The organism is Paenibacillus sp. J23TS9, assembly GCF_018403225.1.
Classification (GTDB): Bacteria; Bacillota; Bacilli; order Paenibacillales; family Paenibacillaceae; genus Paenibacillus_AQ.
The window spans coordinates 367,986-393,557 of record NZ_BOSG01000004.1 but is presented as its reverse complement, the minus strand read 5'-3'; the positions used below and the strand labels follow the sequence as shown (position 1 = coordinate 393,557).

Annotated in this window: 27 protein-coding genes; 21 read left to right on the top strand and 6 right to left on the bottom strand. The window is 50.9% G+C overall.

Going from position 1 to position 25,572, the window contains the following annotated elements:
• Positions 1 to 3: 3 nt before the first annotated feature.
• Positions 4 to 1,014, bottom strand: a complete 1,011-nt coding sequence (locus KJS65_RS23445) for a M23 family metallopeptidase (RefSeq protein WP_213652249.1) — start codon at positions 1,012 to 1,014, stop codon at positions 4 to 6.
• A 204-nt stretch (positions 1,015 to 1,218) separates the two neighbouring features.
• Between KJS65_RS23445 and cls the strand changes: the two genes are divergently transcribed.
• Positions 1,219 to 2,649 carry a cardiolipin synthase gene (gene cls, locus KJS65_RS23440; protein ID WP_213652248.1) on the top strand — a complete coding sequence of 477 codons (1,431 nt, stop codon included), beginning with the start codon at positions 1,219 to 1,221 and terminating at the stop codon, positions 2,647 to 2,649.
• 28 nt (positions 2,650 to 2,677) lie between these two features.
• Here the strand turns inward: cls and KJS65_RS23435 are convergent, their stop codons facing one another.
• Positions 2,678 to 3,001 carry a YnfA family protein gene (locus tag KJS65_RS23435; protein ID WP_374706210.1) on the bottom strand — a complete coding sequence of 108 codons (324 nt, stop codon included), beginning with the start codon at positions 2,999 to 3,001 and terminating at the stop codon, positions 2,678 to 2,680.
• Positions 3,002 to 3,172: 171 nt separating this feature from the next.
• On the opposite strand from KJS65_RS23435, the gene KJS65_RS23430 reads away from it, so the two are divergent.
• Entirely contained in the window at positions 3,173 to 4,096 is a 924-nt protein-coding gene (locus tag KJS65_RS23430; RefSeq protein ID WP_213652247.1) for a YitT family protein, read from the top strand.
• Between the two features lie 337 nt (positions 4,097 to 4,433).
• Here KJS65_RS23430 and ligD read toward each other — a convergent pair whose 3' ends face one another.
• From ligD to ku, 3 genes are all read right to left on the bottom strand, one after another.
• Entirely contained in the window at positions 4,434 to 5,324 is an 891-nt protein-coding gene (gene ligD, locus KJS65_RS23425; RefSeq protein ID WP_213652246.1) for a non-homologous end-joining DNA ligase, read from the bottom strand.
• A 471-nt stretch (positions 5,325 to 5,795) separates the two neighbouring features.
• Positions 5,796 to 6,737 (bottom strand): ATP-dependent DNA ligase, encoded by a 942-nt coding sequence (locus KJS65_RS23420; RefSeq protein WP_213652245.1) that lies wholly within the window; start codon positions 6,735 to 6,737, stop codon positions 5,796 to 5,798.
• A 24-nt stretch (positions 6,738 to 6,761) separates the two neighbouring features.
• The gene (gene ku / locus KJS65_RS23415) at positions 6,762 to 7,682 is read right to left on the bottom strand and encodes a non-homologous end joining protein Ku (protein WP_213652244.1); all 921 of its coding nucleotides are present in this window, start codon (positions 7,680 to 7,682) and stop codon (positions 6,762 to 6,764) included.
• Positions 7,683 to 7,871: 189 nt separating this feature from the next.
• Between ku and KJS65_RS23410 the strand changes: the two genes are divergently transcribed.
• The 4 genes from KJS65_RS23410 (at position 7,872) to KJS65_RS23395 (ending at position 10,388) form a co-directional block, all read left to right on the top strand.
• The gene (locus KJS65_RS23410; RefSeq protein WP_213652385.1) at positions 7,872 to 8,171 is read left to right on the top strand and encodes a hypothetical protein; all 300 of its coding nucleotides are present in this window, start codon (positions 7,872 to 7,874) and stop codon (positions 8,169 to 8,171) included.
• A gap of 55 nt (positions 8,172 to 8,226) precedes the next feature.
• Positions 8,227 to 8,406: an H-type small acid-soluble spore protein gene (locus KJS65_RS23405; RefSeq protein WP_136603711.1), complete on the top strand. Its 180-nt coding sequence runs from the start codon at positions 8,227 to 8,229 to the stop codon at positions 8,404 to 8,406.
• A 165-nt stretch (positions 8,407 to 8,571) separates the two neighbouring features.
• A complete protein-coding gene (locus KJS65_RS23400; RefSeq protein ID WP_213652243.1) occupies positions 8,572 to 9,381 on the top strand; it encodes a phosphotransferase family protein in 810 nt (269 codons plus the stop codon).
• 212 nt (positions 9,382 to 9,593) lie between these two features.
• Entirely contained in the window at positions 9,594 to 10,388 is a 795-nt protein-coding gene (locus KJS65_RS23395) for a class I SAM-dependent methyltransferase (RefSeq protein ID WP_213652242.1), read from the top strand.
• Positions 10,389 to 10,443: 55 nt separating this feature from the next.
• On the opposite strand, the gene KJS65_RS23390 is transcribed toward KJS65_RS23395, so the two are convergent.
• Complete coding sequence (locus tag KJS65_RS23390; protein ID WP_213652241.1) at positions 10,444 to 10,986, bottom strand: GNAT family N-acetyltransferase; 543 nt, start codon at positions 10,984 to 10,986, stop codon at positions 10,444 to 10,446.
• 266 nt (positions 10,987 to 11,252) lie between these two features.
• Between KJS65_RS23390 and KJS65_RS23385 the strand changes: the two genes are divergently transcribed.
• From KJS65_RS23385 to KJS65_RS23315, 15 genes are all read left to right on the top strand, one after another.
• Positions 11,253 to 12,131: a LysR family transcriptional regulator gene (locus tag KJS65_RS23385; RefSeq protein ID WP_213652240.1), complete on the top strand. Its 879-nt coding sequence runs from the start codon at positions 11,253 to 11,255 to the stop codon at positions 12,129 to 12,131.
• Positions 12,132 to 12,257: 126 nt separating this feature from the next.
• Positions 12,258 to 13,100, top strand: coding sequence for a transporter substrate-binding domain-containing protein (locus tag KJS65_RS23380; RefSeq protein WP_213652239.1), 843 nt, complete (start codon positions 12,258 to 12,260; stop codon positions 13,098 to 13,100).
• A 37-nt stretch (positions 13,101 to 13,137) separates the two neighbouring features.
• Positions 13,138 to 13,923 carry an amino acid ABC transporter permease gene (locus KJS65_RS23375; protein ID WP_213652238.1) on the top strand — a complete coding sequence of 262 codons (786 nt, stop codon included), beginning with the start codon at positions 13,138 to 13,140 and terminating at the stop codon, positions 13,921 to 13,923.
• Positions 13,920 to 14,630 carry an amino acid ABC transporter permease gene (locus KJS65_RS23370; RefSeq protein ID WP_213652237.1) on the top strand — a complete coding sequence of 237 codons (711 nt, stop codon included), beginning with the start codon at positions 13,920 to 13,922 and terminating at the stop codon, positions 14,628 to 14,630. Before KJS65_RS23375 ends, KJS65_RS23370 begins: the two co-directional genes overlap by 4 nt.
• Positions 14,627 to 15,379 (top strand): amino acid ABC transporter ATP-binding protein, encoded by a 753-nt coding sequence (locus tag KJS65_RS23365; protein ID WP_213652236.1) that lies wholly within the window; start codon positions 14,627 to 14,629, stop codon positions 15,377 to 15,379. Before KJS65_RS23370 ends, KJS65_RS23365 begins: the two co-directional genes overlap by 4 nt.
• 12 nt (positions 15,380 to 15,391) lie before the next feature.
• A complete protein-coding gene (locus KJS65_RS23360; RefSeq protein ID WP_213652235.1) occupies positions 15,392 to 16,408 on the top strand; it encodes an LLM class flavin-dependent oxidoreductase in 1,017 nt (338 codons plus the stop codon).
• Between the two features lie 35 nt (positions 16,409 to 16,443).
• On the top strand, positions 16,444 to 17,625 hold the full coding sequence (locus tag KJS65_RS23355) for a M20 peptidase aminoacylase family protein (protein ID WP_213652234.1): 1,182 nt from the start codon (positions 16,444 to 16,446) through the stop codon (positions 17,623 to 17,625).
• 44 nt (positions 17,626 to 17,669) lie between these two features.
• On the top strand, positions 17,670 to 18,788 hold the full coding sequence (gene solA, locus KJS65_RS23350; RefSeq protein ID WP_244864758.1) for an N-methyl-L-tryptophan oxidase: 1,119 nt from the start codon (positions 17,670 to 17,672) through the stop codon (positions 18,786 to 18,788).
• A 12-nt stretch (positions 18,789 to 18,800) separates the two neighbouring features.
• Entirely contained in the window at positions 18,801 to 19,268 is a 468-nt protein-coding gene (locus KJS65_RS23345) for a DinB family protein (protein WP_213652233.1), read from the top strand.
• Positions 19,269 to 19,346: 78 nt separating this feature from the next.
• Entirely contained in the window at positions 19,347 to 20,684 is a 1,338-nt protein-coding gene (locus KJS65_RS23340) for an LLM class flavin-dependent oxidoreductase (RefSeq protein WP_213652232.1), read from the top strand.
• Positions 20,685 to 20,698: 14 nt separating this feature from the next.
• On the top strand, positions 20,699 to 21,919 hold the full coding sequence (locus tag KJS65_RS23335) for a M20 metallopeptidase family protein (RefSeq protein WP_213652231.1): 1,221 nt from the start codon (positions 20,699 to 20,701) through the stop codon (positions 21,917 to 21,919).
• Positions 21,920 to 21,932: 13 nt separating this feature from the next.
• Positions 21,933 to 22,508, top strand: a complete 576-nt coding sequence (gene ssuE / locus KJS65_RS23330) for an NADPH-dependent FMN reductase (RefSeq protein WP_213652230.1) — start codon at positions 21,933 to 21,935, stop codon at positions 22,506 to 22,508.
• A 140-nt stretch (positions 22,509 to 22,648) separates the two neighbouring features.
• Positions 22,649 to 23,722, top strand: a complete 1,074-nt coding sequence (locus tag KJS65_RS23325; RefSeq protein WP_213652229.1) for an LLM class flavin-dependent oxidoreductase — start codon at positions 22,649 to 22,651, stop codon at positions 23,720 to 23,722.
• A 201-nt stretch (positions 23,723 to 23,923) separates the two neighbouring features.
• On the top strand, positions 23,924 to 24,559 hold the full coding sequence (locus KJS65_RS23320) for a hypothetical protein (RefSeq protein ID WP_213652228.1): 636 nt from the start codon (positions 23,924 to 23,926) through the stop codon (positions 24,557 to 24,559).
• Positions 24,560 to 24,579: 20 nt separating this feature from the next.
• The gene (locus tag KJS65_RS23315; protein WP_213652375.1) at positions 24,580 to 25,554 is read left to right on the top strand and encodes a helix-turn-helix transcriptional regulator; all 975 of its coding nucleotides are present in this window, start codon (positions 24,580 to 24,582) and stop codon (positions 25,552 to 25,554) included.
• Positions 25,555 to 25,572: the final 18 nt, after the last annotated feature.

The following is a 25,572-nucleotide window of genomic DNA, read 5'->3' as shown; positions in this document are numbered from 1 at the left end:
TCCTTAATTCAATTCGGATTTTTCCGGACGGATATACGGGAGTGGATTAATAGGCTTATCATTCTTGACCACCTGAAAATGAAGATGCGGACCGGTACTGCGGCCGGTCGAGCCGAGGAGGGCGATCTGCTCGCCTTTATCTACCGATTCGCCCACATCCACTTGAATTTTACTGAGATGCATATACCAGGTTTGCAGCCCATTCGGATGCTCGATAATGATATAGCGGCCGCGTGCGCCGCTTTCATCCGCTGTGACCACTTTGCCGGCACCTGCCGCATAGACAGGACCACCGTTCTCGCCGGCAATATCAATACCTGCATGGAAGGCGGCTTTACCTGTAAAAGGATCAGTCCGGTAGCCGAAGCTTGATGTCAGCACTTGGGATGAGGTAGGCCATAACGTGGGGTTACCTGATATCTGCGTCTGGGTTTCCTGGGCTTTTTTCAGCGTGTGGGGGACCTGGCTTTCCATTGCTTTCAGCAGCTCCTGCATTTCCTGAAAGTCGTCTTTCGTCTCCTGGGCCAGATCCAGCATTTCATTCTCATGCACGGCAATGAACTCGCCCCCGACATGCTCTGAAGCATCCCAGGACAGGGAAGACGCTTTAACAGCGGAATCATCCGTGGACATGCTTGTGCTGTGTTTGTCGATAAACTGCTGCAGCTGCTGCTCGAGCTCATCCACATGCTCCATTTTTAGTTGCATATCCTTGGCCTGGGACGAAAGCTTAATAATTTCATTTTGCAGTCGCTCGATAGATTGCTCGCGGCTGTTGACCGAGCCTTGAAGCTGAAGGTTCTTCACGTTTTCCAGGTTAACCTTCTGCTCCAGCTGGGTAATCACCTGGGAGGAATGGGCCTGCATGGCAAGAACGAGACCGGACAGCGAGAGGACCGCGGCTGCGGGTACAGCCAACATCAATGGTTTGGACAGATGAATCTGCTTCACCGAATGCTGGGCATCCCGCATGACCAGAAGTGTCATACGTCGATTCGCGGTTGCACTTTTCATGGCAGCTCCTTTCTGTAGCGTCGTTATACTTGTCTTATAATCTATGTATTCGACGAACGCTCGGAACATGTCTAAAATGTTACCATTTTACGTTTGCGTCTGCCGGGCGCTCTTGAGGGTAAGTATTGAATAAAGAAGGCTTGGTTTGGTGAATGATGGATAAATAACCGATCGGCGATATTTTTCCGGTAAGGAGGCTGCCCTATGGTGTGGCTGCTGTTCGCACTAATTATTTTTATTTTTCAGATCGCTACCATTTTGCTGTTCGAGTTCCATAATCCTTCCAAAACGGTTGCATGGATGTTTATTCTTTTCTGCTGCCCGATTATCGGTTTTGTCGTCTACTATTTTGTAGCTCAGGATTATAAGGCGCGCAGGAGGGTACGTACCCGGGGCTCGCGGCTGTTCCGCCAAATGCGTTCCATACTGTGGAGCCAGGCGGTGACGGTCAAGAAAATAGAAGAGATGCATAATCCCGAATTCGAGCATCAGGAGCGTCTGTTCAATCTGCTGTCACGACTATCGGAAAGCCCGATCACAGGCTGTAATACCAGTAGGGTGCTGACGGATGGGGAAGAAGCGTTTGGTGCCATGCTGAAGGCAATGGAAGCGGCGAAAGAGCATATACATATCGAGTTTTATATTTTCCGGCATGATGTCATTGGGACCCAATTTCAGGAGATCATGATCCGCAAGGCGAAGGAAGGCGTCAAAGTCCGTTTCATGTGCGATGGACTGGGCAGTTACAAATTGAAGCGGGAGTTTGTGAACAAACTTAAGGAGGCAGGAGTGGAGTTTCATTTTTTCCTCCCGCCACTGCTGGCCTTTATCGACCGGCGCATCAATTACCGGAACCACCGGAAGATCATTGTGGTGGACGGAACGACGGGATTCGTGGGCGGGATGAACGTCGGGGATGATTACCTGGGGCAATATCCTAAAATGGGTTACTGGAGAGACACGCATATGAAGATCGAAGGGGATGCCGTCTATTTTCTACAAAACGTGTTTTTGAATGACTGGCAGCTGGCTTCAGGGGAAAAGATCGTCGATCCTGCGCTCTTTCCCGAGCATGAATGCGAAGCGGGCGAACAGATTCAGATTGTCAGCAGCGGTCCCGATCAGAACTGGAATGCGATTCAGGAGCTATGCTTCTCAGCCATTTCCGTTGCGAAAAAAAGAATCTGGATCACTTCGCCTTACTTTATTCCGGATCCGAGCATTTATGAGGGACTGAAGACAGCTGCTGTCAGCGGAGTGGATGTGCGAATTATCATTCCGTGGAGATCGGACTCAAGGCTGGTCCACCTGGCTTCGCTGTCCTATGTGGAGGAGCTGCTGCTGGCCGGAGTCCGGTTCTACCAATACCAGAAGGGCTTCATTCATGCAAAGGTGATGATCGTGGATGATATGCTGGCTTCGGTGGGTACCGCTAATATGGATATGCGCAGCTTTTTTTGTAATTTCGAGCTTACCGCCGTGTTATTCGAACAGTCAGCAATCGACCGGCTCACTGCGGACTTTGAGGAGGATATGCGGGTCAGTCATGAAATAATGAAGAAGGAATTTCAGGAGCGGGCATTTTTACATAAAAAAGCAGAAATGCTCTGCCGCATGTTATCTCCACTCCTGTAGTTTCGTTCCGTTTCCTATTCCTTCTCCTTCAGGAGCGGGGAGCCCACAGGATGATAGAAACGCCTACCAGGCAAAATGCAGCCCCGATCCAGTCGTACAGGTCCGGGGTGTTTTTGTCGATCCCCCATCCCCATAGGAGGGCAAGTACAATGAAGACACCACCGTACGCGGCATAAACGCGCCCGAAAGAGGGGAAATGCTGCAGTGTGGGGATAATACCGTACAAAATCAGCACCAAAGCGCCAACCAATCCATACCACCAAGGTCTGGACTCCTTAATCCAAAGCCATACCAGGTAACCTCCGCCAATCTCTGCCAGACCGGCAGCTAAAAATAAAAATAATGATCTCATGATAGAATATCTCCCATCCCATTAATACTCAGACAGAAACTATGATATAATAATAAAGAACATTTATCACGAAAAGACTTGATGGAGGATCATTTATTAGTGCTTCTCTTTCCTCTCATGGCGCTTTCGTGTTTATATTCACACCAAATTGATAAGAATCGGGGGAATTCGATGGCTGGATCTTCTAATGCCCAAACTGCGGATAGGGCCAAACTTCCGCATGGACAGCAGCAACCGCTTAACGCACCGACTTCTAAGCTTAGGATTTTATCGCGCATCATCGCCATGCTGATCGGAGCGAGTATGGTCGCTGTCGCACTGGAAATTTTTCTGGTGAACAACAGTATTATCGATGGCGGAATTACCGGTATCTCCATTATGTTAGCCCACCTCTTTCATTTGCCGCTTGGTATTTTTCTGACCTTACTCAATATTCCTTTTCTGTTTCTCGGTTATAAGCAAATTGGTAAAACCTTTGCATTCTCAACTCTCGGAGCCGTAATTGTCATGTCCGTAGGAACGGCACTGCTTGAGCCTGTAAAACCCATTACCTTTGATCCGCTCCTTGCCGCCATTTTCGGTGGTGTGATTCTTGGAGCAGGCGTAGGCCTGGTTATTCGTGCAGGGGGATCTACAGACGGTAGTGAAATCGTCGCGATTCTGATCAATAAGAAAACCCCTTTTTCCGTTGGCGAGATCATCATGTTCATCAACGTGTTCATTCTCACCAGTGCGGGCTTTGTGTTCGGCTGGAATAATGCCATGTATTCACTCATCGCCTATTTCATCGCTTTTAAAGTGATTGATATCACCAACGAAGGTATCGACCAATCCAAATCTGTATGGATCATCAGTGACAAATACAAAGAGATTGGTGATGCTCTGACCCAGCGTCTTGGACGCGGCGTGACTTATCTGGAGGGTGAGGGTGCCTACTCAGGTGACAGCAAAAAAGTAATTTTCGTTGTCATCACCCGCCTTGAAGAAGCAAAACTGAAGTCGATCGTCGGTGACTGGGACCCGGACGCGTTTCTTGCGGTTGGTAATATCCATGACGTTAAGGGTGGCAGGTTTAAGAAAAAGGATATTCATTAGCTGTGGGCTCATCAAAAGGTTAGCTGTTGACCGGCGCGTGCGAAACCGCTGCGGTGCGGATCATTCTTCCGGTCGCTGTTGTCCCCGGATTTCTTGAATGAAGTAGTTGCAAATGTAGAAATCCGCTGACAAAGGCGAACGCTGCGCTTCTTCAGAACAATTCGGCTCCTCCGCTCCCTAGGCATCAATCAAAAGCCAACTTCTTATTGAGCAGGGGGGAGTAACAAAAGCCCGGAAGAATTCATCTTCCGGGCTTTTTGACATATAAGAATGTATACATTTACGGGGTCCCCGCAAAGTACATGGATGGACCTGGGAGGATCCCTGCTTAGCGGGGTTATTTGGCGTTCAAATGGCGGATGACCTTCTCCACAGGCTGCGGCGGCAGGGATGCGATGAGATCGCCGGTCTTTTGCAACCGTTCTTCGATATTCAACAGGTGAAAATCCAGCGGTGACACATTGCTCCGAACCTCTTCCCAGTGGAGCGGAGTAGATACTGTAGCGCCGGGTCTGGCCCGGGGGGTGTACGGTGCCGCAAGGGTTTTACCCTGATAATGCTGGAGGTAATCAAAATAGATTCTGTCGCCGCGGTTTTTCTTTAGACGCTCCAGCGTGAACAGCTCCGGATGCTTTTCAGTGACAAACCTTCCTACAAAAAGTCCAATGACCCTAAGCTCATCGAAAGTAATCCCCTCATGGATAGGAACAATAATTTGCACGCCTGTAGCTCCCGATGTTTTGGGAACCGAGTCAATCCCCAGCGAATGAAGCACATTACCGACGATGGATGCGGCTTCCATAATACGCGGCTCGACTTCCCGTGAGGGATCCAGATCGATCATCCACTCACACGGCAAGGTGCTTCCGGCGTAATGGAGGGATGGATGGAACTCGAGTGCTGCGAGATTGCCAAGCCACAGCAGCTCAGGCAGACCGTTCAGCACAATATAGTGGATGCCTTCCTGCTCGGCCGTATGGACATAAGGCGGAAGCGGCTCGGGCGCATTTTTTTGATAAAAGAATTCACCGGGTACCCCATGCGGATATCGGATGGTTGTGAGCAGCCGATTCTGGCAGTAGCGCAGCAAATAAGGCGCGAGCGCAGCCAGCTTTTGCAGATACATTGCCTTGGTGATGCCCATTTCGGGCCACAGCGGCTTATCTGGATTGGTGATGGGAATGGCATGGCCTTCAATGGTAATGGTGCCTTTCACGGTACGTGGCATAAAAATACCTCCGAAAGATTTTGTCGATAGGCTGTCCTGCTTGGGACAGCCCAGTTGTGATACCTATATAAAGTTCATCCATAGAGAGGGAGGTGCCAAAGAAATGGATGGGGACATCTGCTGGTGCTCCGGATCTTCGTAAAAAAAATCAATTGGCGAAATCGGCGAGATACTGAAAAAAAGCGAGGAAGCCGTCAGGAAGAAATATAGCCGAACCCAAATGAAGCTTAAAAGCATGATGACGGCATCGGAGGAGGAAAATGAATGCGTCCCGGAATTGCGATTAATTCGCTTGGGGAACCTACAGCCAAAAAGTGCGGGATCAGCTGCAGCCGGGAGAATACGGGCAAGCAAGAACCGACTTGGATGGAGAGATGACAAGCATAATTTATATTACGAAATATACGATAACCTGGGCAGCAAATTGACCAAACAGGATTTCGTAAAGCTCGCTGAGGATATGATTGCATCTCATTGATCCAACTTGCAGTCCTCTGGAGCGGAATCCACGAAGGCCTGTATACTCGGTTGGCGCAGTGTGCCTCCGGGCGTCCATTCAAGAAAGTTCACCTTTACGACCCACTCGGGGCGGATCCATACCGCCCCTTTTTGGCGTTCCGACGGATTGGCGAATGGCCTGTCCTTTTGCTGCATAGTCGTAGCCTTCTCCGTAATTCTTCGCCAGTCTGCCACTGCCAGCTTGCCGGTTCCGGCATGCCCGATATAGATAAGCTTACCTTCTTCATCATAAAGGCCGAGCAGCAGCGCGTTCACCAGACCGTCCCGGTAGGTGACGCCGCCAACCACGGCATTTAAATCGAGAATGTTCTTTCGCTTTTGCCAGCGCTTATCCTTGCCACCCACAGCGTATGCGCTGTCCAAGTCTTTGACGACAATGCCTTCGAGCTGATGCTGTTTGGATACTTCATGCAGTAGGGGGATATCCGGATAGCTCGGAACAGATTGTACCAACGGACTTGGAATCAGGACCTTAGCCAGCAGCGCCTGACGTTCATGCAAGGGCTTATTCGTGACGGATTCCCCGTTGAGGTACAGAATATCAAATACCATATATACGATCGGAACCTGCTGCACGCGGGCGCGGATTTGCTGCTCTTGCCGCAGGCTGTCCCGCTTCATCACTTGATGAAACGAAGGCACGCCATCAACCAAAGCGATAATCTCACCGTCCAGTATAAAGGAGTCCGCCCGGCAATAGGCAGCGGTGTCCATGAGCTCGGGATATTGCCGCGTGCGGTTGTTGCCTTTGCGGTTGATGAGCTCTGTGCCCTCGCTGTCATGGTAAACCAACATGCGTACGCCATCCCACTTGATCTGAGCGATCAAGCGTTTCCCGCTGGGAATAATATTCGTCATGATTGGCTCGAATGGTTTAACCGGACGCAGCTTCATAGGCAGGATCCCCCCAGCTTGCGGTTAAGAGACGGTTTCATTTTTCTTGGCCGTCTTGCGGCGTTTCGGCTTAGGACCTTCGGCGCCCGCGGCCTGCTTGTCATCTGCGGCTGCTGCCGTCTTGGCTTTAGGCTTGGCAGCTTTCTTAGGCTTGCCCGGATCGGTAGCCAAGCTTGCCGGCCGGGAAGCTTCGATACTGGCCTGTAAGGCCGCCATCAGGTCGATCACATTCGTTTCCTGCTTGGCAGGCGCGATCTTGATTTCTTGGCCCGTGACTTTATGCTCGATCAGCTCGAGCAGCCGCGCACGGTAATCATCAGTATATTTCTCGGGATTAAAAGGCTCGGACAGCTGGTCAATTAGCATTTGGGCCATGCCGAGCTCTTTCTCGTTCACGGTCACATTTTCAGGTAAGTTCGGAACCTGCGTCACCGGACGGATCTCATCGGGATAGAACATGGTTTCAATAGCAAGGCAGTTCTCCAGCACGCGAATGGCCGCGAGGGAGCTTTTGGAGCGGATGGATATTTTGGCGATGCCGATTTTACCACTCTGCTGCATCGCTTCCTTCAGGAGCTGATAAGCGTTACCGCCAGCCTGATCAGGCGCTAAGTAATATGTTTTCTGAAAATAAATGGGATCGATCTCCGTCAAGTCCACGAAATCTAGGATAGCGATCGATTTATTCGCCTGATCCGTGATTTGCTCGAGTTCATCCTTTTCAAACAGGACGAACTTTCCTTTTTCATACTCATATCCTTTGGAAATTTCCTCCCACTCAACCTCTTTCTCACATACCGGACATTTGCGGACATAGGACAGGGGACTTCCGCACTCCTTATGCACATATCTCATGGAGATATCTTTATCTTCCGTCGCCGAAAACATTTTGACAGGCACATGAACCAGCCCGAAGCTGATGGCCCCTTTCCAAACCGTATGCATATTCAGCCGCTCCTTTTTATTTTTTTTTGTATTAGCTCTGTTCCTAACAGTATGCCTATCTTTTGCTCAATCTATGACATTTGAATAGAAGAAATGGAGGATGATCCGCTGGTTTTACATGCTTTTTTCCTGAAAAGGGCATGCTAAGAACAGTGCAGACCATTTTTACGGGCAGGAGGCAAAAAGAGAATGAGGAAAAATCAGGATGAAGACCTGCATGAGGATTTTAATAAGGCCGCGTTAAAGCGTTATGAAAAAGTGTCCAACAATATGGAAGCTGCCAGCTTTATCAATGGGAACGATGTGGATTGGGAAAGCATGACATCTCCTGAGCAGGTATCTCATGAGAGCCATATGTTTGATATTGACCGGATGGTAAATGAAGGACTTGGCGGCGGTGAAATTACGGCGGATAACGGATATATCGGTGATAGTACGACGGATTCGATGGTTCCGGAGCCGCATGACGGCGAATCAGATGACAAGTAAGCAGAGGAATCGGGTCTGGGAAATCTATTATGAATAAAAGAGAGGTTCGATGGTAATGGACGTTAAACGCGCGCTTGAGATCTATAAGGACACAACCAACATTGCTGTAAAGCTCGAAGGGGAACCCGTCTGGATTGAAAATGTGGATGAAGTGAACGGTATGGCTACCGTACAGGTGGGCGCAAGGCCAACCAACACTCAAACCGTCAATGTGGAGCGGCTGGAAGAAGGATAGATCATCATATGAAGAAGGCCCGTTGCCCGAAAAGGAGCTGACGGGTTTTTTTATGCTTATATATGTCGATGGATCATATGATAAGTGCTTCAAGATTCTTCTGAATTCGATTACAATTATTGTAAGATCCGCTAGTGTTGTTACCTTGGAGGAGGAGAAGGGAAGATGAACAAGAGTGAGGGGATTATTGCTTCTGGACGAACAGCCGAACTGCTGGCCTATGAACCGCAGCGGGTATTGAAGCTTTTTCGAGAGGAGTTCCCGATGAGGGCCGTAGAGCAGGAGTTCCGTGTCAGCCGGGAAGTGTATGCGTCTGGGATTCGGGTACCACAGCCTTTTGAGATGAAAGAACATAACGGACGTATGGGCATTGTTTATGAAGAGGCAGACGGATTGACCATGCTGGCAGCCATTTTCCGGGATCCTGGAATTATAAAAGAAGAAGCGGGGCGGATGGCGCGGCTTCATGCGGAGATACATAAGAGAAAAGTGGATGGACTTCCCCGGCAAAAGGCTATGTTGGCCGATAAGATTATGGAAGCACCTTTTTTGATGGAAGATGAGAAGCGCAGGATTATCGCTGGGCTTGATTTGCTGGAGGATGGCTCGTGGCTCTGCCATGGAGACTATCATCCGGATAATATTATGCTGGGGCATAAGGAGTGGATTATCGACTGGATGACGGCGATGAGCGGAAGTCCAGCCGCTGATGTCGCAAGAACTTTGCTCTTGCTTAGAACAGGAACACTGCCAGAAGAGCTGCCTCCTCCCGTTCAGGAGCTGTTTGCCCAAATTCGGGAGCAGCTGACGGTAGAGTATTTGCAGGAATATATGAAACTAACCGATATCTCACATGAGCAGATTGAACGCTGGATGGTTCCAATCGCTGCGGCACGCCTGGTGGAATGGATCCCGCCGGAAGAGAAGGAACAGCTCCTGGAGCTGATTCGGGCGCAGGCGATTGACCCCGAATAGTCTGTGAAATACTTCTAAAACTTGGTCACCCGAAGATTTTTCATGGGTGGCCTGCTTGGTCTTCGTGAAAAAACCTCTTTTCTGTTTGTCGATTTTTGCGTTAAAATAAATGGGCATAACATACAATATACCTATCAAATGATGTTCATAGAGGGCGAACCATTGGTGATTTTCATGACACAGCCCACATTCTTATAAACCTTGGAGGAACAATGGAAGCGCGCGAATCGAACAGAGAAGCATGGAATGGCGGGGCTTACTCGGCATGGGTGAACCGCTTTGGTACGCCTGAGCAGGCAGCCGAACGACTAAAGGACAATCCGGTCAAAAGCATTCAACATCTATACAAATATTTTGAAGAGCAGGTTCAGGGTAAAAGCATAATGAATCTGATGGGCTCCAATGGGATAAAAGGCGTTGCGTTAGCCCTGCTTGGAGCCAAGGTAACGGTTGCCGATTTTTCTTATGAAAATCAGCAGTATGCCGAGGAATTAGCCCGTGCCGCGGGGGTTGAACTCCGATATGTGTTATCGGATGTGCTGCAGCTTCCGGAAGAGGAATTTCTTTTGTCCTATGATACGGTTTTCATGGAAAACGGAATTCTGCATTATTTTAAGAATTTGAAGCCTCTTTTTGATTGCGCAGCTAGGCTGTTGAAACCAGGAGGCAGATTGGTGGTGCAGGATTTCCATCCTATTTCTACGAAGCTCATATCCTCCTCAGGGACGACGGCGAAGATCAGAAAGCATAAAGTGACAGGAGATTATTTCAGCACTTCCTTGGAGGCAAGTGACGTATCCTTTCAAAAGTATTTGAACAGCGGGGAGAATAGCAGTTCGAATACGGTCTATTTACGTAAATGGACGCTTGGAGAAATTGTGACTGCCGTGGCGGAATCAGGCCTCCGTATTATGTCTCTCGAAGAAATGCCCAATCTCTCCTCCGAAGTATATGACAAGGGGATTCCCAAGACATTTACTATTGTTGCTGAGAGGATCGGTTCATAGCAGTACATGAAAAGGCGGTGCCAGCTGTAGAGCTGGGCACCGCCTTTTTTTCATTTTATACAACCGGTTCGAGCAGTGAAGTTGAGCTCAAATCGAGCTGATATCCTTTTACAAGCGTTTCTCCGTTCCGGGTATCCGTCTCATAAGCGCGCTTGAAGCCAAGACGTTCGTATAATTGTACGGCTGAGGCCATCATGTCCGATGTATGCAAATTTAGGGTGGACGCACCTAACTGGACGGACCTGCGCGCAGCCTCCTTGATCAGATCCGTGGCTATTCCTCGTCCGCGGACTGCAGGAGACACGGCAAGAAGCCGGATAATTGGCGATTGTAAACCCATTTCAGGCTTGCCATACGCGGCCTCGGAGGAGAGAAACAGCTGCACACTTCCAACAATTTCACCGTCCAGCTCGGCAACTATGCGGGCATGAGGACCGCTGCCATATACGGAGTCACGGATGGAATTACGGTATTCCTCCCAACGCGGCTCCGGAAGGTCGAAAGCATACTGCTGATAGGCTTCGAGCATGACATGCGCTATGGCCTCCTGCTCAAATTCCTCCGCATCGCGGATCATAATTTCTTGTGCTGTGGTCATCACGGTCACTCCTTTTCATCGTTTTCATCAAATTTGTTTATTCAGTATAACTCCAAAAACAAAGTAAACATATGGGAATTAACAAATATTGATATCGTTATTGAAAAATTCAATTATACAGGATTGATCTAAATAATCATTGACAATAAAATTCCAACTGTATAAATTGAACTAAAGAAATGGATAAGATCAGAAAAATTGATTAGCGACTGCTGGTTTAAAACCGTCTATTTTTATATGAATAGTATGTAATTGGAGGTGTATGTATGAATATTGAAAATATTGAAGCTTTCGTCTACATCAATCATTATGGAAGCTTTAACAAGGCAGCAGATGTGCTTTTCTTGTCCCAGCCTACCGTCACCGCACGGATCCAGTCGCTTGAGCGCGAGCTGGATTGCAGACTCTTCGACCGGTTCGGCAAGCAGATCCAGCTCACCGACAAAGGCAAACAGTTTCTTCCCTATGCTCAACAAATCCTCCAGACCTATCAAAAAGGCAAGCATCATATCCATTCCAAGCGCGCGACACCCAATGAACTGCGGATTGGCTGCACCGTGTCTGTGTCGAATTACTTAATGCCTCATTTGCTTATGCGGCTGAATGAAAGGTTTACGGATATTAAATTCAAAATCACGACGGCTCCCACAGATGAGCTCGCAGCCAAGCTGTCTTCCAGAGAACTAGATCTGGCGTTTGTACGAAAACTGATGAATCCTGCATTTCAGTCCTATCCTTTCTTCGAAGACCCGATCCGTTTGTATGTGTATAAGGAGCATCCGTTAGCTGCTGCCGGGAGGGCATCAATCCGCGATATCCGTCATGAAACACTTATTTTCTTCGAGTGCGGCTCACTCGATTGGATGCGGATCCACCGGGTATTCGAAAGCTTGGAGCAGCCCCCTAACATCGTGTTCCAGGTGGATAACTCCGAAACGGCCAAGAAGCTTGTGTTGCGCCGGGCTGGAATCTGCTTTCTCCCCGGGCTCTGTGTGCAGCAGGAAGTAGAGGCGGGTCTGCTTGTCCCTGTCGATATTACCGAAACGACGGGCATCGCCCTGCAAACCAACCTGATTACATTAAACGGAGAGCACACGGAATTCGCTGAAGCGCTGCTCGAATCGGGCGGAAGGGTACTAAATTAAGGATTTGGATACATGAATAGAAAAACTCTATTAGACGCGTGCTGTAATTCGCGGTAAAGTTAGTAACATCAAATTCATACTAAACAGATAGGAATTATCAATTTGGATCGAAAAGGGGATGAGATCATGCGTAAATCATGGACAATGGCTGCAGCATTACTGCTCACGGGGGTAATTGCCGGATGCGGATCGGGAGCTGAAAAGTCAGCCAATCAAGCAAAGGAAGGAACTGCCAATGCGTCAGCGGGAACAGTGAAAAAGATAGTGGTGGGCACAGGTACAGCCTTTCCGAAAATCTGCTTTATCGACGAGAACGGTAAGCTGACCGGCTTTGACGTGGAGCTAGTCAAGGAAATTGATAAGCGGCTTCCACAATATGAGTTCGAGCTGCAAACCCAGGAATTCGCTAATCTCCTCCTCAGTCTGGAGACGAAAAAAATTGACTTTGTTGCTCACGAGATGGAAAAAAATCCGGAGCGAGAGCAAAAGTATTTATTTAATAAAGAGCCTTATGCCCACTGGAGAAACAAGATCATTGTTGGCAAGGACAATAATTCCATACAATCACTGGATGATCTGAAAGGGAAGAAGGTTTTGACCGGTGCAACAAGTGCCGAGGCTCAAATCCTGGAGAACTATAACAAGAAAAATAACAATGCCATCAACATCGTCTATCAAAGCGGCGCGGCCAAGGATTCCGTGAATCAGATTACGACCGGACGCGTGGAAGCCACGGTCGGTGCAGACTTCTCACTGCCGCTGATTGACCCGCAGGGCAAGCTGAAAACAACGGGGGATGATCTCTCGGAAGCGGATATCCTCTTTGTATTCCGTAAAGACGATCCGGAGGAGCAGAAGCTGGCGGATGACATCGACGGTGCGATCAAGGAACTGAAAGCAGACGGTACGCTGGGCAATTTGAGCAAACAGTGGCTGGGTTCGGATTTCACCGCCGATTCCAAGAAATAGACTGCATGCATGACCTAGGTTAGGGAGGAGGAAGCTCATGGGGGCGCCGTTTGATTTTACTTATATATTCAGTTATTTTCCAAAGCTGCTATCGACGCTGGGGATTACGCTGCTGATCGTAGCAGGCTCGCTTCTGGTGGGGATCATCCTGGGGTTTCTCATCGCCCTTCCCCGCCTATACAGGATTCCGGTAGTGAATACGCTGGCCAAAGTGTATGTTTCTTTTTTTCGGGGAACGCCGATATTGATCCAGCTGTTTCTTTTTTACTACGGTCTTCCCGAAATTCTGAAGCTGGTGCATATCGATATATCCAGAGCACCGGTGCTGGTATTCGTCATCTTGACCTATGGCCTTCATACCGGTGCTTTTATGTCGGAAACGATCCGCGCTTCGGTAACGGCGGTGGACCGGGGACAGGTCGAGGCGGCTTATGCCATGGGCATGAAGGGGCATCAAGCATTTACCCGGATTGTGCTGCCTCAGGCGCTGGCGATCGCGGTCCCGGTATTCTCTAACCTGGTCATTGCTCTGCTGAAAGACACGTCGCTGGCCTTCACGCTTGGCGTGATGGAAATGACGGGCAAGGCGGATACACTGGGTTCTCTCACGCAGCATTTTGTTGAAGCATATATCTCGCTTGCACTCATCTATCTGGCGGTCAGCTTTACGCTCGAGAAGCTGCTTTTGACCCTAGAGCGCCGCTTACTGAGACATGAGCAGCCTGACCCGGCAGGGCAGAGAAGGTTTCGGATTCAAAGAAAACGCTCCTATCGGCGCATGGTTGCCAGCATCGACTCGGGCAAAGGAGGGACTGACCTATGAAAATCGATCCATCCTTTATCTGGACGGCTTTGGTTCAGCTGCTGTCTGCCATTCCTACCACGCTTGTCATAACAGCAGTGTCTGTTACCGCCGGCTTTGTCATCGGATTGATCACCGCGCTGCTGCGAATTTATAAAATCCCGGTACTGGGCCAGATTGCGACCGGCTATGTCACCTTTATCCGGGGAACTCCAATGCTTACCCATTTACTCCTTATTTATTTCGGTCTGCCGATGCTGCTGGATGCATTGTCCGTACAGCTGGGATGGGGTTTCAAATCATCCTCTATTCCGATGATCGGCTTCGCCTTCATATCCTTTTCAATCACAGCGGGCGCCTACATGGCAGAAGTGATCCGTTCCGGTCTGCTCGCAGTGAACCGCGGTCAGCTGGAAGCTGCTTATTCGGTAGGCATGACGACACCGCAGGCGTTACGCCGAATTGTTTTTCCCCAGGCGCTGGCGGTCAGTCTTCCGAATTTGTCCAATTCGGTCATCGGCATGCTGCACGGTTCTACGCTCGCTTTTACAGTGTCGGTTGTTGAAATCAATGCAAAGGCGCAAATCGTGGCATCGACGAACTGGAAGTTTTTCGAAGCATATCTGGCGGCAGCCGTTATTTTCTGGGGACTTACGCTTCTGATTGAACGGGCCACTGCAATGATCGAGAAACGAATCAATCTGTACAATCGGGGTGGAGTTGCATGATCAAACTGACCAATATATCTAAATCCTTCGGGCGTCACCAGGTACTGAATCAAATTGACCTAACCGTGCAGAAAGGAGAGGTGGTCGTCATCCTGGGCCCAAGCGGCTCCGGGAAAACGACGCTTCTGCGCTGCGTGAACTATTTGGAAAAACCAAATAACGGCGAAATTGTTATCGGTGACTACAGCTTGAATTGCAAGCGTGCTGGAAAAAAGGATATCCATCAGCTGCGCCAGAAGTCGGCAATGGTATTTCAGCAGTACAATCTTTTCAAGCATAAGACCGCGCTGGAAAATGTGATGGAAGGACTCATCGTGGTGAAAAAGCTGCCCAAGGAAGAGGCAAAACAGCGAAGCGTTGCACTGCTTGAAAAAGTAGGTCTTGGCAGCAAGCTGGAGGCGTATCCGAGCCAGCTCTCCGGTGGACAGCAGCAGCGTGTGGGGATTGCCCGCGCACTGGCTCTGGAGCCGGAAGTGATTCTTTTCGATGAACCGACTTCGGCACTGGATCCGGAGCTGGTGGGCGAGGTGCTTGCCGTGATTCGGAAAATCGCGAAGGAGGGCATTACGATGATCGTTGTCACCCATGAAATGGGCTTTGCGCGGGATGTGGCGAACCATGTGGTATTCATGGATGGCGGCGTGATCGTGGAAGAAGGGACGCCGGCGGAACTGTTCAACAATCCCCGTGAAGAGCGGACGAAGCAGTTTTTGAAGCGGATCACACCGGAACTTAACTATAGCATTTAGGAGGCAAAGGGTATGGCGATTACAATAAGCGTTCTTGATCAAAGTCCGATCTATCCGGGAGAGACAGGCGCAGAAGCACTCGCGCGCACGGTATTGCTGGCGCAAAAATCGGAGCAGCTGGGATTCCGGCGCTTCTGGGTGTCGGAGCATCATGATTCCGAGCAGCTGGCAGGCTCCTCGCCTGAAGTGTTGATCTCCTATCTGCTGGCAAAGACGGAAACGATCCGTATCGGCTCAGGGGGCGTGATGCTGCAGCATTACAGCCCATATAAGGTAGCTGAGAATTTTAACGTGTTAGCCTCCTTGGCTCCAGGGCGTGTTGACCTCGGGATTGGGCGTGCGCCGGGCGGCTTGCCCCGCAGTACGCAGGCACTGCAGCGCGGCATTCAGGATTCGGCATCTTTGACGGACAAAATCGTGGAGCTGGATCAATTTGTGCATAACCGTCTGGAACCGGACCATCCGCTGGCCGGGCTGAAAGCAGCGCCGCTTCCGGAGAACCCGCCTGAACTCTATGTTCTCGGCGCCAGCGTGGGGAGCGCGGAAATTGCAGCCGGGCTGGGTCTTCCATATGTATTTTCCTTATTTATCAATGGTGATGAAGAGGTGGCTCTGGAAGCAATCCGCAGCTACCGCAATGCATTTAACACAGAACATGGTTCTCAGCCACAGGTCATTATCGCGCTCGCCGTTGCTGTTGCGGATACCGAAGAGGAGGCTGCTGACCTTGTAGGTGCACAGAAGCTGGTGAAAATTCATCTGGCCAGTGGCAAGACACTGACGCTCGGCACTCGCGAGCAGGCGGAGGAATTTGGCCGGCAGGCAAATGAGGATTATACGATTGCAGAACAGGAGCCTATTATCACGAAGGGTACCAAAGCATCCGTGCGCGAGAAGCTTGATGCACTCCATAAGGCATCCGGTGTGGATGAGTTTATCGTAACCAGCAATATTGCCCCATTCGAAAAACGTCTCCGGTCGTTTGAACTGCTGAGTGAAGCATTGGCTGGTGCGGCAGCGGAGGTATGAGGCTCCGTTCAAAAAATGTGAAGGAGGATGATGTGATGACTGGTCATCAACTGGAGTCCGTATCCGAAACTGCTTATGAAAAATTTATTCGAATTCGCAGGCATTTGCATCAATATCCGGAGCTGTCGAATGAGGAATTCGAAACGACGAAGTCTATTCGCAGATGGCTGGAGGAAGGGGATATTCGGGTTCTCGATTATCCTTTGGCAACAGGCGTCATCGCTGAAGTCGGAGGTCTCCGGGAAGGCCCCGTTATTGCGCTGCGCGCGGATATCGACGCGCTGCCGATCCAGGAAGAGACGGGTCTGGCCTTCGCCTCAACAATTCCAGGAAAAATGCATGCCTGCGGGCATGATTTTCATACCGCGGCCTTGCTTGGAACGGCGTATGCTTTGAAAGCGCGCGAGAGTGAACTGCAAGGCACCATCAGACTGATATTTCAGCCGGCTGAAGAGAAGGCCAAGGGAGCGAAGCAGATCATTGACAGCGGAGCGCTCGAAGGGGTGCAGGCGATATTCGGCATGCACAATAAGCCGGATTTGCCTGTAGGGACGATCGGTATTAAAAGTGGTCCGCTGATGGCTGCTGCAGACGGCTTTGTCGTGGAGATTGACGGCAAAGGCTCCCATGCAGCTGTTCCAGAAGCGGGACTCGATCCGATCGTAACAGCGGCCCATGTCATTACGGCACTTCAATCGATTGTGAGCCGGAATGTAAGTGCCCTGGAAAGCGCGGTGATCAGTGTGACCCAGCTTCACAGCGGAACGGCCTGGAATGTCATTCCAGACAAGGCTGTATTGGAAGGAACGATCCGGACCTTTGACGATCAGGTACGGCTGCAGGTGCTGGAGCGCTTCAGCCAAGTGGTTGAAGGAGTGAGCACCGGATTGGGTACCCGTGCCGGTGTACGATGGATCGAAGGCCCGCCTCCAGTCCATAACGATGAGACGCTCGCGGAGCTGGGGCGTGAGGCTGCTGGCGCCACCGGATTACAAGCGGTGGTACCGGTGCCTTCGCCGGCCGGAGAGGACTTTGCAGTATACCAGCGCAGCATTCCGGGGTTATTCGTTTTTATGGGAACGGCAGGAACGCAGGAGTGGCATCATCCAGCCTTTACGCTCGATGAGGCGGCGATTCCGGTCAGCATCCGTTTCTTCACGGTTCTGGCTGAACGCGTATTAAAGCATCTGCATTCCAGCGGGGGTGAGCTGTCATAACATCCATCAAGAACTATGACGTCATTATCGTCGGAGCAGGCTCCATGGGGATGAGCGCCGGTTATTATCTCGCCAGAGCGGGCGTGCGCACACTGCTGATTGATGCGTTTGATCCGCCGCACCGAGAGGGAAGCCATCATGGTGAACCAAGGCTGATCCGGCATGCCTATAGCGGTCATCCAGTCTATACAGACATGGCCATCCGTGCCCACGAGCTGTGGAATGAAGTAGAGGATTTGACGGAAACTCACCTGCTGGTGCAGTCAGGGGTTCTCAATATAACCGATCCGGATCTGTATTCCTTGTCAGAACGTATCGTAGGAGCAGCTAAGCATGGGGTTATAACGGAAAAGCTGGACGCTGCAGAAATGCGCAGACGCTGGCCTGGCCTTGATATTCCGGAGCATTTTGAAGCCATGTATGAGCCTGCCGCCGGTTATTTGCGGAGTGAGGCTTGTATCCGGGCTTATAGGGCGCTGGCGCTGTCTTACGGAGCAGAGCTGTTGACAAATACCGCGGTCACCGGCATTACGGCCCGGAAGGGCAGCGTAATCATCCACACCCGGAATGGCAAGTATCATGGGTCGGGCGCAATTCTGACCGCGGGAGCATGGTTCAGCACGCTTGCCCCGTTTGTTTCGCTCCCGGTCAGAGCTGTCCGTAAGGTGGTTGGATGGTTCGAGACAAGTACTCCCGATTTCCAAACGGGAAGATTCCCAGGATTTACACTCAACACTCAGGAAGGCGGATATTACGGTTTTCCGGATATCGGAGGCGCTGGTCTTAAAATCGGCCGGCATGATACCGGACGTGATTGGAAGCCGGGGAGCCCGGTTCTGCCCTTCGGCAGCTTACGGGAAGATGAAGGGGAGCTGCGTAGCGTACTGGAGAAGTATATGCCAGGGGCTGCTGGCCGGTTGACCAAAGGCGCAGTTTGCAAATATGAGCTTTCGCCGGATGAGAATTTCATTATAGACAGGCATCCGCAATATCCGAACATCCTTGTCGCAGGAGGTTTCTCGGGACATGGTTTCAAATTTTCGAGCGTGGTCGGCGAAATATGCTCGCAGCTTGTCATGGATGGACAGCCGCAGCATGACATCCGTCCGTTTGCGCTATCGCGTTTTGAACGGCAGGCACCACCTGAACCAAGCTTCGCATAAGGAGGAGATTAAATGAGTGAGGTTAATTTAGAAGCTTTTTTAAATACCCATGGACAGCTGCTGACGGCCATAGACGGATTAAGTGAGGAGCAGGTGAAGTGGAAGCAGGCGCCGGAGGTATGGAGCGTTCAGGAGGTGGTCTCACATCTCGTCGATCACAGCTTTGTCATTTCGTTTCGGATTCGCGATATCCTTGCTGCTACAACGGCACAGCTGCCAGCTTTTAACCAGGATGCCTGGGTCAGCGGTCAACACTCGAACGAAGGACAGCTTTCTGACATCCTGGATGCCTTCCATGCCATTTTGGAATATAACAGCCTATTAGTAGGACGTTTGAGCGAGGAGGAGTTGGCGAAGACCGGCGTCAATTTTAAAGGCGAGACCGTAAGCATCAAGACCATCATCCAAGGATTTTCCAAACATGTTCAGGGGCATCTCGGTCAAATTGAACGAATTAAACAGGCTGCTGTTGCGGTGTGAAGTAAGGACGGCTTAACCTATTGGTTTTCCAAATCAAGCTTTCTAAATGGACCATTTCCGATAAGGAGGATGTTAAACATGGCAAAGCAAAAACAGTTAAAGCTTGGGGCTCTCCTGCATGGAGTTGGCGGAGGAACTTCTTTATGGAGGCATCCGGACAGCGATCCGGGCGCGAGCGTGAATTTTGAACTCTATAAGAGCTGGGTTCAAAAGGCCGAGGAGGGCAAGCTGGATCTCATTTTTATTGCAGACGGATTGTACATTAACGAGAAATCCATTCCCCACTTTCTGAACCGCTTCGAACCGATCACCATCCTGAGCGCGCTTGCTGCTGTCAGCAAGAACATCGGCCTTGTCGGCACCTTATCCACCTCGTACAGCGAACCGTTTACGGTCTCCCGTCAGTTCGGCTCACTGGATGTTATCAGCGGCGGCCGCGCCGGCTGGAACATTGTTACTTCTCCGCTGGAAGGCTCTGCGCTGAACTACAGTAAAATGGAGCATCCGGAGCATGACAAACGTTACCGGATCGCGACCGAGTATCTGGAAGTTGCACGCGGCTTATGGGATTCATGGGAGGATGATGCGTTTGTCCGGAATAAGGAGACAGGCGTGTTCTTTGATCCAGAGAAAATGCATGAGCTAAATCATGAGGGGGAATTTTTCTCGGTGAAGGGACCGCTGAATATCGCAAGGTCCAAGCAAGGGCAGCCGGTGATTTTCCAGGCCGGGGCATCCGAGGTTGGTAAAAATTATGCTTCGAAAGAAGCGGATGCTATCTTCACGGGGGCCGAGAATCTGGAAGAAGCCATACGTTTTGCACAGGATGTGAAGGCTCGTGCCGCCGCCTTTGGCCGGAATCCGAATGATGTATTGATCTTCCCTGGCATCGGACCCATCATTGGCAGCACTGAGGAAGAAGCGGAACACAAATATCAGGAAGCTGCCAGTCTGGTGACCATTGAGAATGCGCTCAATTACCTGGGCAGATTCTTCGAGCATCATGACTTTTCGCAGTATCCACTCGATGAACCGTTTCCGGAGCTTGGCGATCTAGGCAAAAACAGTTTCCAGAGCGGTACGGATAAGATCAAGAAGGATGCGAAGGAAAAAGGCTTAACGCTTAGGCAAGTCGCCATCCAATCTGCTACGCCGCGCGGGAACTTTATTGGTACAGCGGAGCAGGTGGCAGACCGCATCCAGGAATGGTTCGAGGCCGGAGCGGCCGACGGATTCATGCTTACAGCCTCCGTGCCGCATGGGCTTGAGGATTTCGTGGATCAGGTGGTGCCTATTTTGCAGAAGCGGGGCATTTTCAGAACGGATTATGAGAGCGATACGCTGCGGGGCAATCTTGGATTACCGGTTCCGGAAAACCGTTACGCCAAGTCCGATGCCGAAGCTGTGCGCTCCTGAGTATATCTACGGATATGAACGTCATTGAACACATGGACGAAATCATGGCATATGCCGGAAGTCTCCAAGAAGAGCTGATTGAGATCAGGCGTGATCTGCACCAACATCCCGAGCTGTTGTATGGCGTTGCCCGCACGGCTGGCATTGCAGCCGGACTGCTCGAATCTTGGGGTATCGAAGTCCGGCGGAATGTCGGTCCGCATTTTGGCATGGGTGTGGTTGGAACCCTTAAGGGGACTGGCGGAGAGGGACCCATCATCCTGCTGCGTGCAGACATGGATGCTCTTCCGATCCAGGAGGAGAACGATGTGCCGTACAAGTCGCGGCAAGCGGGTGTTATGCATGCCTGCGGGCATGATGCGCATACTGCCATGCTGCTTGGGGCAGCGAAGACCTTATCGCAGTTCCGGGATCATATCCGTGGAACGATCCGGTTTGTATTCCAGCCGGCCGAGGAAGGGGCGCTCCCAAGTCCGTTGGATGGACGGCTGCTGTCGGGCGGACGCGATATGATCGAGGCTGGGATCCTGGATGGGGTAGAGCGGTGTTATGCGCTTCATGTCATGCCTGAGCTTCCAGCCGGGTCGCTTGGTATTCATGACCATTATGCAATGGCGGCATCCAGTCACTTCAAGATTCGCTTCACGGGGACATCGGGGCATCATAGTGCGCCTCATCATGCCGTAGATGCACTGCAGATGGCAGTCCGCTTCGTAACGGAAGTGAACGGACTGATGGCGAACAGGGTGGACCCGACCGAAGCGGCCGTGCTGGCTTTTGGCACACTGCAGGCGGGTAGCGCTATAAATGTCATCGCAGCGCAAAGTGAGCTCACGGGTACTTACAGGGCATTTACCAAGGAGACCGTAGCAGCGATAACGGATGGTTTGCAGCGTAATGCGGCCTCCATTGCAGAATCTGCTGGCGGAAGCTATGAGATGGAGCTGCGCGAGGGAATTACGGTGGTGAACGATGCAGCTGAGGTTCAGCGCGTTGTGTCCGCGGCAGCAGAGGTTCTGGGCGCAGAGCAGGTTCACCGGCTCTCCCCTCCAAGTCTGGCGGGAGAGGATTTCGGCTGGTATCTGGATCGGGTCCCCGGGGTATTCGCTTTTCTCGGCTGTGGTAATGCCGCTCAGGGAATAACCCACGCGATCCATCAGCCTCGCTTTGACCTGGATGAAAGCATCCTGGTGCAGGGCACCCGCATTCTGGTGAAATTAGCGGTTCAACCATGAGGAGGAGATTATAATGAGAAGAATTGCTTTAATCGTAGGAAGCCCGACACACGGGTCCAGATTATTTGGAATGACCCAATACGCTGCAGATCATCTGGCTCTATCCGGCTTTGACATCGATTTGATTTCAGCTGCAGATCTTCCGGCTGAGGATCTTCTCCGCGCACACTTTAACAGTCCTGAGATCCAGCAGGCACTTGCCAACGTGGAGCAGGCAGACGCAGTCATTATTGCCAGTCCCGTTTTTAAGGCTTCGTATTCAGGCGCATTGAAGACCGTTCTCGACCTTATACCCCAAAAGGGATTCCAAGGAAAAGTAGTGCTGCCCCTTTTTATCGGAGGGACGATTGCACATCTGCTCGCCGTGGACTATGCCTTAAAACCAGTTGTGTCTGCGCTTGGAGGCACGAATATTCTCGGAGGGGTGTTTGCTGTAGACCAATGGATCAGCCGCACGGAACATGGGGGATTTGAGCTTACCGAGCAGCTGAAGGATCGTTTGGACACGGCCCTGAACGAGCTTAAGCTCGAACTTGAGCATTACATCTCTATTTCCAGTAACGAGAGAGAGGAGCAGGCTGCAGTCTGAAGCATTCCACGAACCCATCTCTCGAACAAGACCACGATCCAGCGGGATCGCGGTTTTTGTGCTGCAATTCAAGGGTGCATCATTCTGCCATTCACGATCCTATTTCATCAGAACGAATCACTCAAAGGAGGCTCCATATCATGAAAGTGGCAATATTCAGTTTAATGATGAATCTCCCCAATGCCGTAACAGGGGAGTCCCGGACGTCGCAGCAAAAATTTCAAAATGTCATCAACCAGGCTGTTCTCGCCGAACAGCTGGGATTTGATGCCTATGGTGTGGGCGAGAGGCACGGGGCTCCTTTCTTATCCTCCTCACCACCCATCGTATTGACTGCCATTGCGGCCAGAACCTCCCGCATTCGTCTGCTGACCACGGTTACGGTGCTGAGCGTCCTGGACCCGGTGCGTGTTGCTGAGGATTACGCAACCCTAGATCATCTGTCCGGGGGGCGACTGGAAATGATCATCGGAAAAGGCAATGATCCACGGCATTATCCGCTCTTCGGCATTACGGAGGAGGAGCAATGGGATTCCATGGCTGAACGTTACCGGCTGCTAAAGAGGCTTTGGACGGAGGAAAACGTCACCTGGGAAGGGCGCTATCGTTCGCCGCTAAACCAGGTGACGACATATCCAAGAACGTATCAGTCCACCATACCGATTTGGCATGGCAGCGCGTCAAGCACCCTGTCGACGGAGCTTGCGGCACAGTTCGGCGAACCTATTTTTTCCTCGAATTCTTTTCATCCGCAGGCGAAGTACAAAGCGCTCATCGATCATTACCGTGAACGACTGGCCTATTACGGGCATGATCCGTCCCAGGCTGTCGTGGGAGCGGGCTCAGGCAGTCTTTACCTGGGAAATACGGCTGAGGAGGCGATCCGCCGCTTCAAACCTTACTATCGTGCTTTTAGTGCAACAGAGTCGGCTAAGCATAACCAGTCACCGTTTGTTAGTCTAGAGGATACTATCGCGAATGGTCCGGCACTGATTGGCAGCCCCGAGCAGGTCGTCGAGAAGATCCTGAGCTATCACGAAGCCTTTGGTCATCAGGTTCTGAGCATCAGCGTTGACGGCCTGACGGAGACGGAGCAGCAGGAGCAGCTGCAGCGTTTTGCCGAGGAAGTGCTGCCTGTCCTGAAGCGGGAAATCCCAAGCAAGGTTTGGGAAAAGCCGTCCGTTATCGTAAAGGAAGAAAAAGCTGTGCGGTAGAATGAATCCCATCCACTTCAAAAAGCCTCCAAACGGTTACAAGTCACAGGTGTCTGACAAGACTGTCCTGCGCTGCCGCTTGGCGGTTTTTTTTATTTCGAGCGGGAACGTATAGATAACCAGACTATAACTCTAGCTATCGCTGGGTTACAATATTTTGTAATATAAGAATATTATTCTTCCAATGACAGAGGTAGGGTTATGAAAAAAATGATCTTGTCCATCGCCATTGTGGCTGCCGGCTTGGCCTACTTTTATATCTTTTTTATAGATGGAACCTACAGGACACCGGTTCAGGCGATCGAAAAAGCAAGAAAATTGGATGAACCTATTGAAGTTGTCCAAGAGCAAAAGAAGGGGAACGGGGAAGTTGTCTTTTATCTCCGTTATATCCATCAACATAGTCCAAGCCCTGTAATTTCTGTGGATTATACGAGCCGGGATCTGATGGGCTGGAGATGGGTTACTGGCGGCGGGCACACTCTGATGGAGTCAGATGAAGCGATGGCAGAGCAGGAGCGGCTGGATGCGCAGTGGTCGGTCCAGTGGGTGCCGGGTGAGGATGAAACGCCATTTCCCTTGCTTTTCGGTGCTGTCGTGAACCCGGATATTGCCTCGGTGACGGTGACGGACGCCAAGACAGCCACAACGGAGACTGTGGAGATGATTGACGCCGGCAAGGATTTGAGAATATGGTACTTATTTGTTGATGAGTCACTAGGAACGGATTTTACATTACACGCACTATCCGCGGAGGGTGATGTGCTCAGTACGCAGCAGCTGAACGGCAAGCCTCTTCATACAGGCACAATGGCAAGGGAAGATATATTAAAATGAAAAAGAGCGGGGGTGCACCGATGTCCAAAGCTGATAACATGCTGGCGATTCTGTGGATGCTGAAGCAGGGAAAAAAAATAACTTCGACAGAGATCGCGGATCATCTGGAGATCCATGTTCGTACCGTATACCGGTGTATCGATGCCTTGTGTGCAAGTGGTGTTCCGATTGTGTCGGAAGCGGGGCATCACGGAGGCTTCAGCCTGCTCCATCCTTTGGTGGAAGCTCCGATCTTTTTTGATGCGGGTGAACAGCTGGCATTGGTCCATGCTGCTACGTTTGCAAGAGAGGCTGGGTATCCTTTTGGGCAAAAGCTGGAGCAAGCGGTTCGCAAACTGAAACAGTATACCAAACCGGAGCAGCTCGAGCAGCTTCAACGCCACGAGGCTGGCCTCGAGGTGCTCCGGTCGGAGCCTGAACCCTCGTTGGAACCAGTTCTAGAGCAGTTGGAAACGTTATGCGCGAAGCGAGCAACCTTGCGGATGATCTACCGGAAGAGCCCGGAGTCGCCGGAGCAGCCGCGCAGTATTGATCCATATGGCCTCGTGCACTGGCAGGAAAAATGGTACATTGTCGCGTTTTGCCATTTGCGCAGCGAAATCCGCAGCTTTCGGGTGGACCGCATTCAGGCGATCGAGCCTACGGGGCATTCGTTTATGCGGCCGGAACCATTTTCGGCCAAGGCATTTTTCATGAATCGGCTATTATCGGCACCGGGAGAGAATCAGGACATCCTGACGCTCCGTATTCAAGGAAAGGGCTGGGCTGTTGAAGAGCTGTGCAGTCACTGGTACATGCATCATTATTTGGTGAAGCAATCTCCATATGAAGCCTTTTTTAATATCGAAAAGGAGGCCTTGAATACGTTTGTTGCAAAGCTTCTCTTGCCATATGGCCCAGCCATCCGGATATGTGAACCGGCTGATCTTAACGAACGTCTTGCACAGATGGCGTCGGAGCTGGCGGAATATTACCGATCCTATGAAAAATTTTAGAATGAATTCGAATCAGTG

Bases quoted from the DNA above. Each gene is read 5' to 3' on its own strand.
- KJS65_RS23410 (WP_213652385.1), top strand. From the start codon at position 7,872: ATGAGGAAAAATCAGGATGAAGACCTGCATGAGGATTTTAATAAGGCC.
- KJS65_RS23380 (WP_213652239.1), top strand. From the start codon at position 12,258: ATGCGTAAATCATGGACAATGGCTGCAGCATTACTGCTCACGGGGGTA.
- KJS65_RS23335 (WP_213652231.1), top strand. From the start codon at position 20,699: ATGAACGTCATTGAACACATGGACGAAATCATGGCATATGCCGGAAGT.
- KJS65_RS23385 (WP_213652240.1), top strand. From the start codon at position 11,253: ATGAATATTGAAAATATTGAAGCTTTCGTCTACATCAATCATTATGGA.
- ku (WP_213652244.1), bottom strand. From the start codon at position 7,682: ATGCATACGGTTTGGAAAGGGGCCATCAGCTTCGGGCTGGTTCATGTG.
- KJS65_RS23430 (WP_213652247.1), top strand. From the start codon at position 3,173: ATGGCTGGATCTTCTAATGCCCAAACTGCGGATAGGGCCAAACTTCCG.
- KJS65_RS23400 (WP_213652243.1), top strand. From the start codon at position 8,572: ATGAACAAGAGTGAGGGGATTATTGCTTCTGGACGAACAGCCGAACTG.
- KJS65_RS23390 (WP_213652241.1), bottom strand. From the start codon at position 10,986: ATGACCACAGCACAAGAAATTATGATCCGCGATGCGGAGGAATTTGAG.
- KJS65_RS23360 (WP_213652235.1), top strand. From the start codon at position 15,392: ATGGCGATTACAATAAGCGTTCTTGATCAAAGTCCGATCTATCCGGGA.
- KJS65_RS23325 (WP_213652229.1), top strand. From the start codon at position 22,649: ATGAAAGTGGCAATATTCAGTTTAATGATGAATCTCCCCAATGCCGTA.
- KJS65_RS23320 (WP_213652228.1), top strand. From the start codon at position 23,924: ATGAAAAAAATGATCTTGTCCATCGCCATTGTGGCTGCCGGCTTGGCC.
- KJS65_RS23370 (WP_213652237.1), top strand. From the start codon at position 13,920: ATGAAAATCGATCCATCCTTTATCTGGACGGCTTTGGTTCAGCTGCTG.
- KJS65_RS23375 (WP_213652238.1), top strand. From the start codon at position 13,138: ATGGGGGCGCCGTTTGATTTTACTTATATATTCAGTTATTTTCCAAAG.
- KJS65_RS23395 (WP_213652242.1), top strand. From the start codon at position 9,594: ATGGAAGCGCGCGAATCGAACAGAGAAGCATGGAATGGCGGGGCTTAC.
- KJS65_RS23315 (WP_213652375.1), top strand. From the start codon at position 24,580: ATGTCCAAAGCTGATAACATGCTGGCGATTCTGTGGATGCTGAAGCAG.
- KJS65_RS23340 (WP_213652232.1), top strand. From the start codon at position 19,347: ATGGCAAAGCAAAAACAGTTAAAGCTTGGGGCTCTCCTGCATGGAGTT.
- KJS65_RS23345 (WP_213652233.1), top strand. From the start codon at position 18,801: ATGAGTGAGGTTAATTTAGAAGCTTTTTTAAATACCCATGGACAGCTG.
- KJS65_RS23365 (WP_213652236.1), top strand. From the start codon at position 14,627: ATGATCAAACTGACCAATATATCTAAATCCTTCGGGCGTCACCAGGTA.
- KJS65_RS23445 (WP_213652249.1), bottom strand. From the start codon at position 1,014: ATGAAAAGTGCAACCGCGAATCGACGTATGACACTTCTGGTCATGCGG.
- solA (WP_244864758.1), top strand. From the start codon at position 17,670: ATGGGGATGAGCGCCGGTTATTATCTCGCCAGAGCGGGCGTGCGCACA.
- KJS65_RS23435 (WP_374706210.1), bottom strand. From the start codon at position 3,001: ATGAGATCATTATTTTTATTTTTAGCTGCCGGTCTGGCAGAGATTGGC.
- KJS65_RS23355 (WP_213652234.1), top strand. From the start codon at position 16,444: ATGACTGGTCATCAACTGGAGTCCGTATCCGAAACTGCTTATGAAAAA.
- KJS65_RS23420 (WP_213652245.1), bottom strand. From the start codon at position 6,737: ATGAAGCTGCGTCCGGTTAAACCATTCGAGCCAATCATGACGAATATT.
- KJS65_RS23405 (WP_136603711.1), top strand. From the start codon at position 8,227: ATGGACGTTAAACGCGCGCTTGAGATCTATAAGGACACAACCAACATT.
- cls (WP_213652248.1), top strand. From the start codon at position 1,219: ATGGTGTGGCTGCTGTTCGCACTAATTATTTTTATTTTTCAGATCGCT.
- ssuE (WP_213652230.1), top strand. From the start codon at position 21,933: ATGAGAAGAATTGCTTTAATCGTAGGAAGCCCGACACACGGGTCCAGA.
- ligD (WP_213652246.1), bottom strand. From the start codon at position 5,324: ATGCCACGTACCGTGAAAGGCACCATTACCATTGAAGGCCATGCCATT.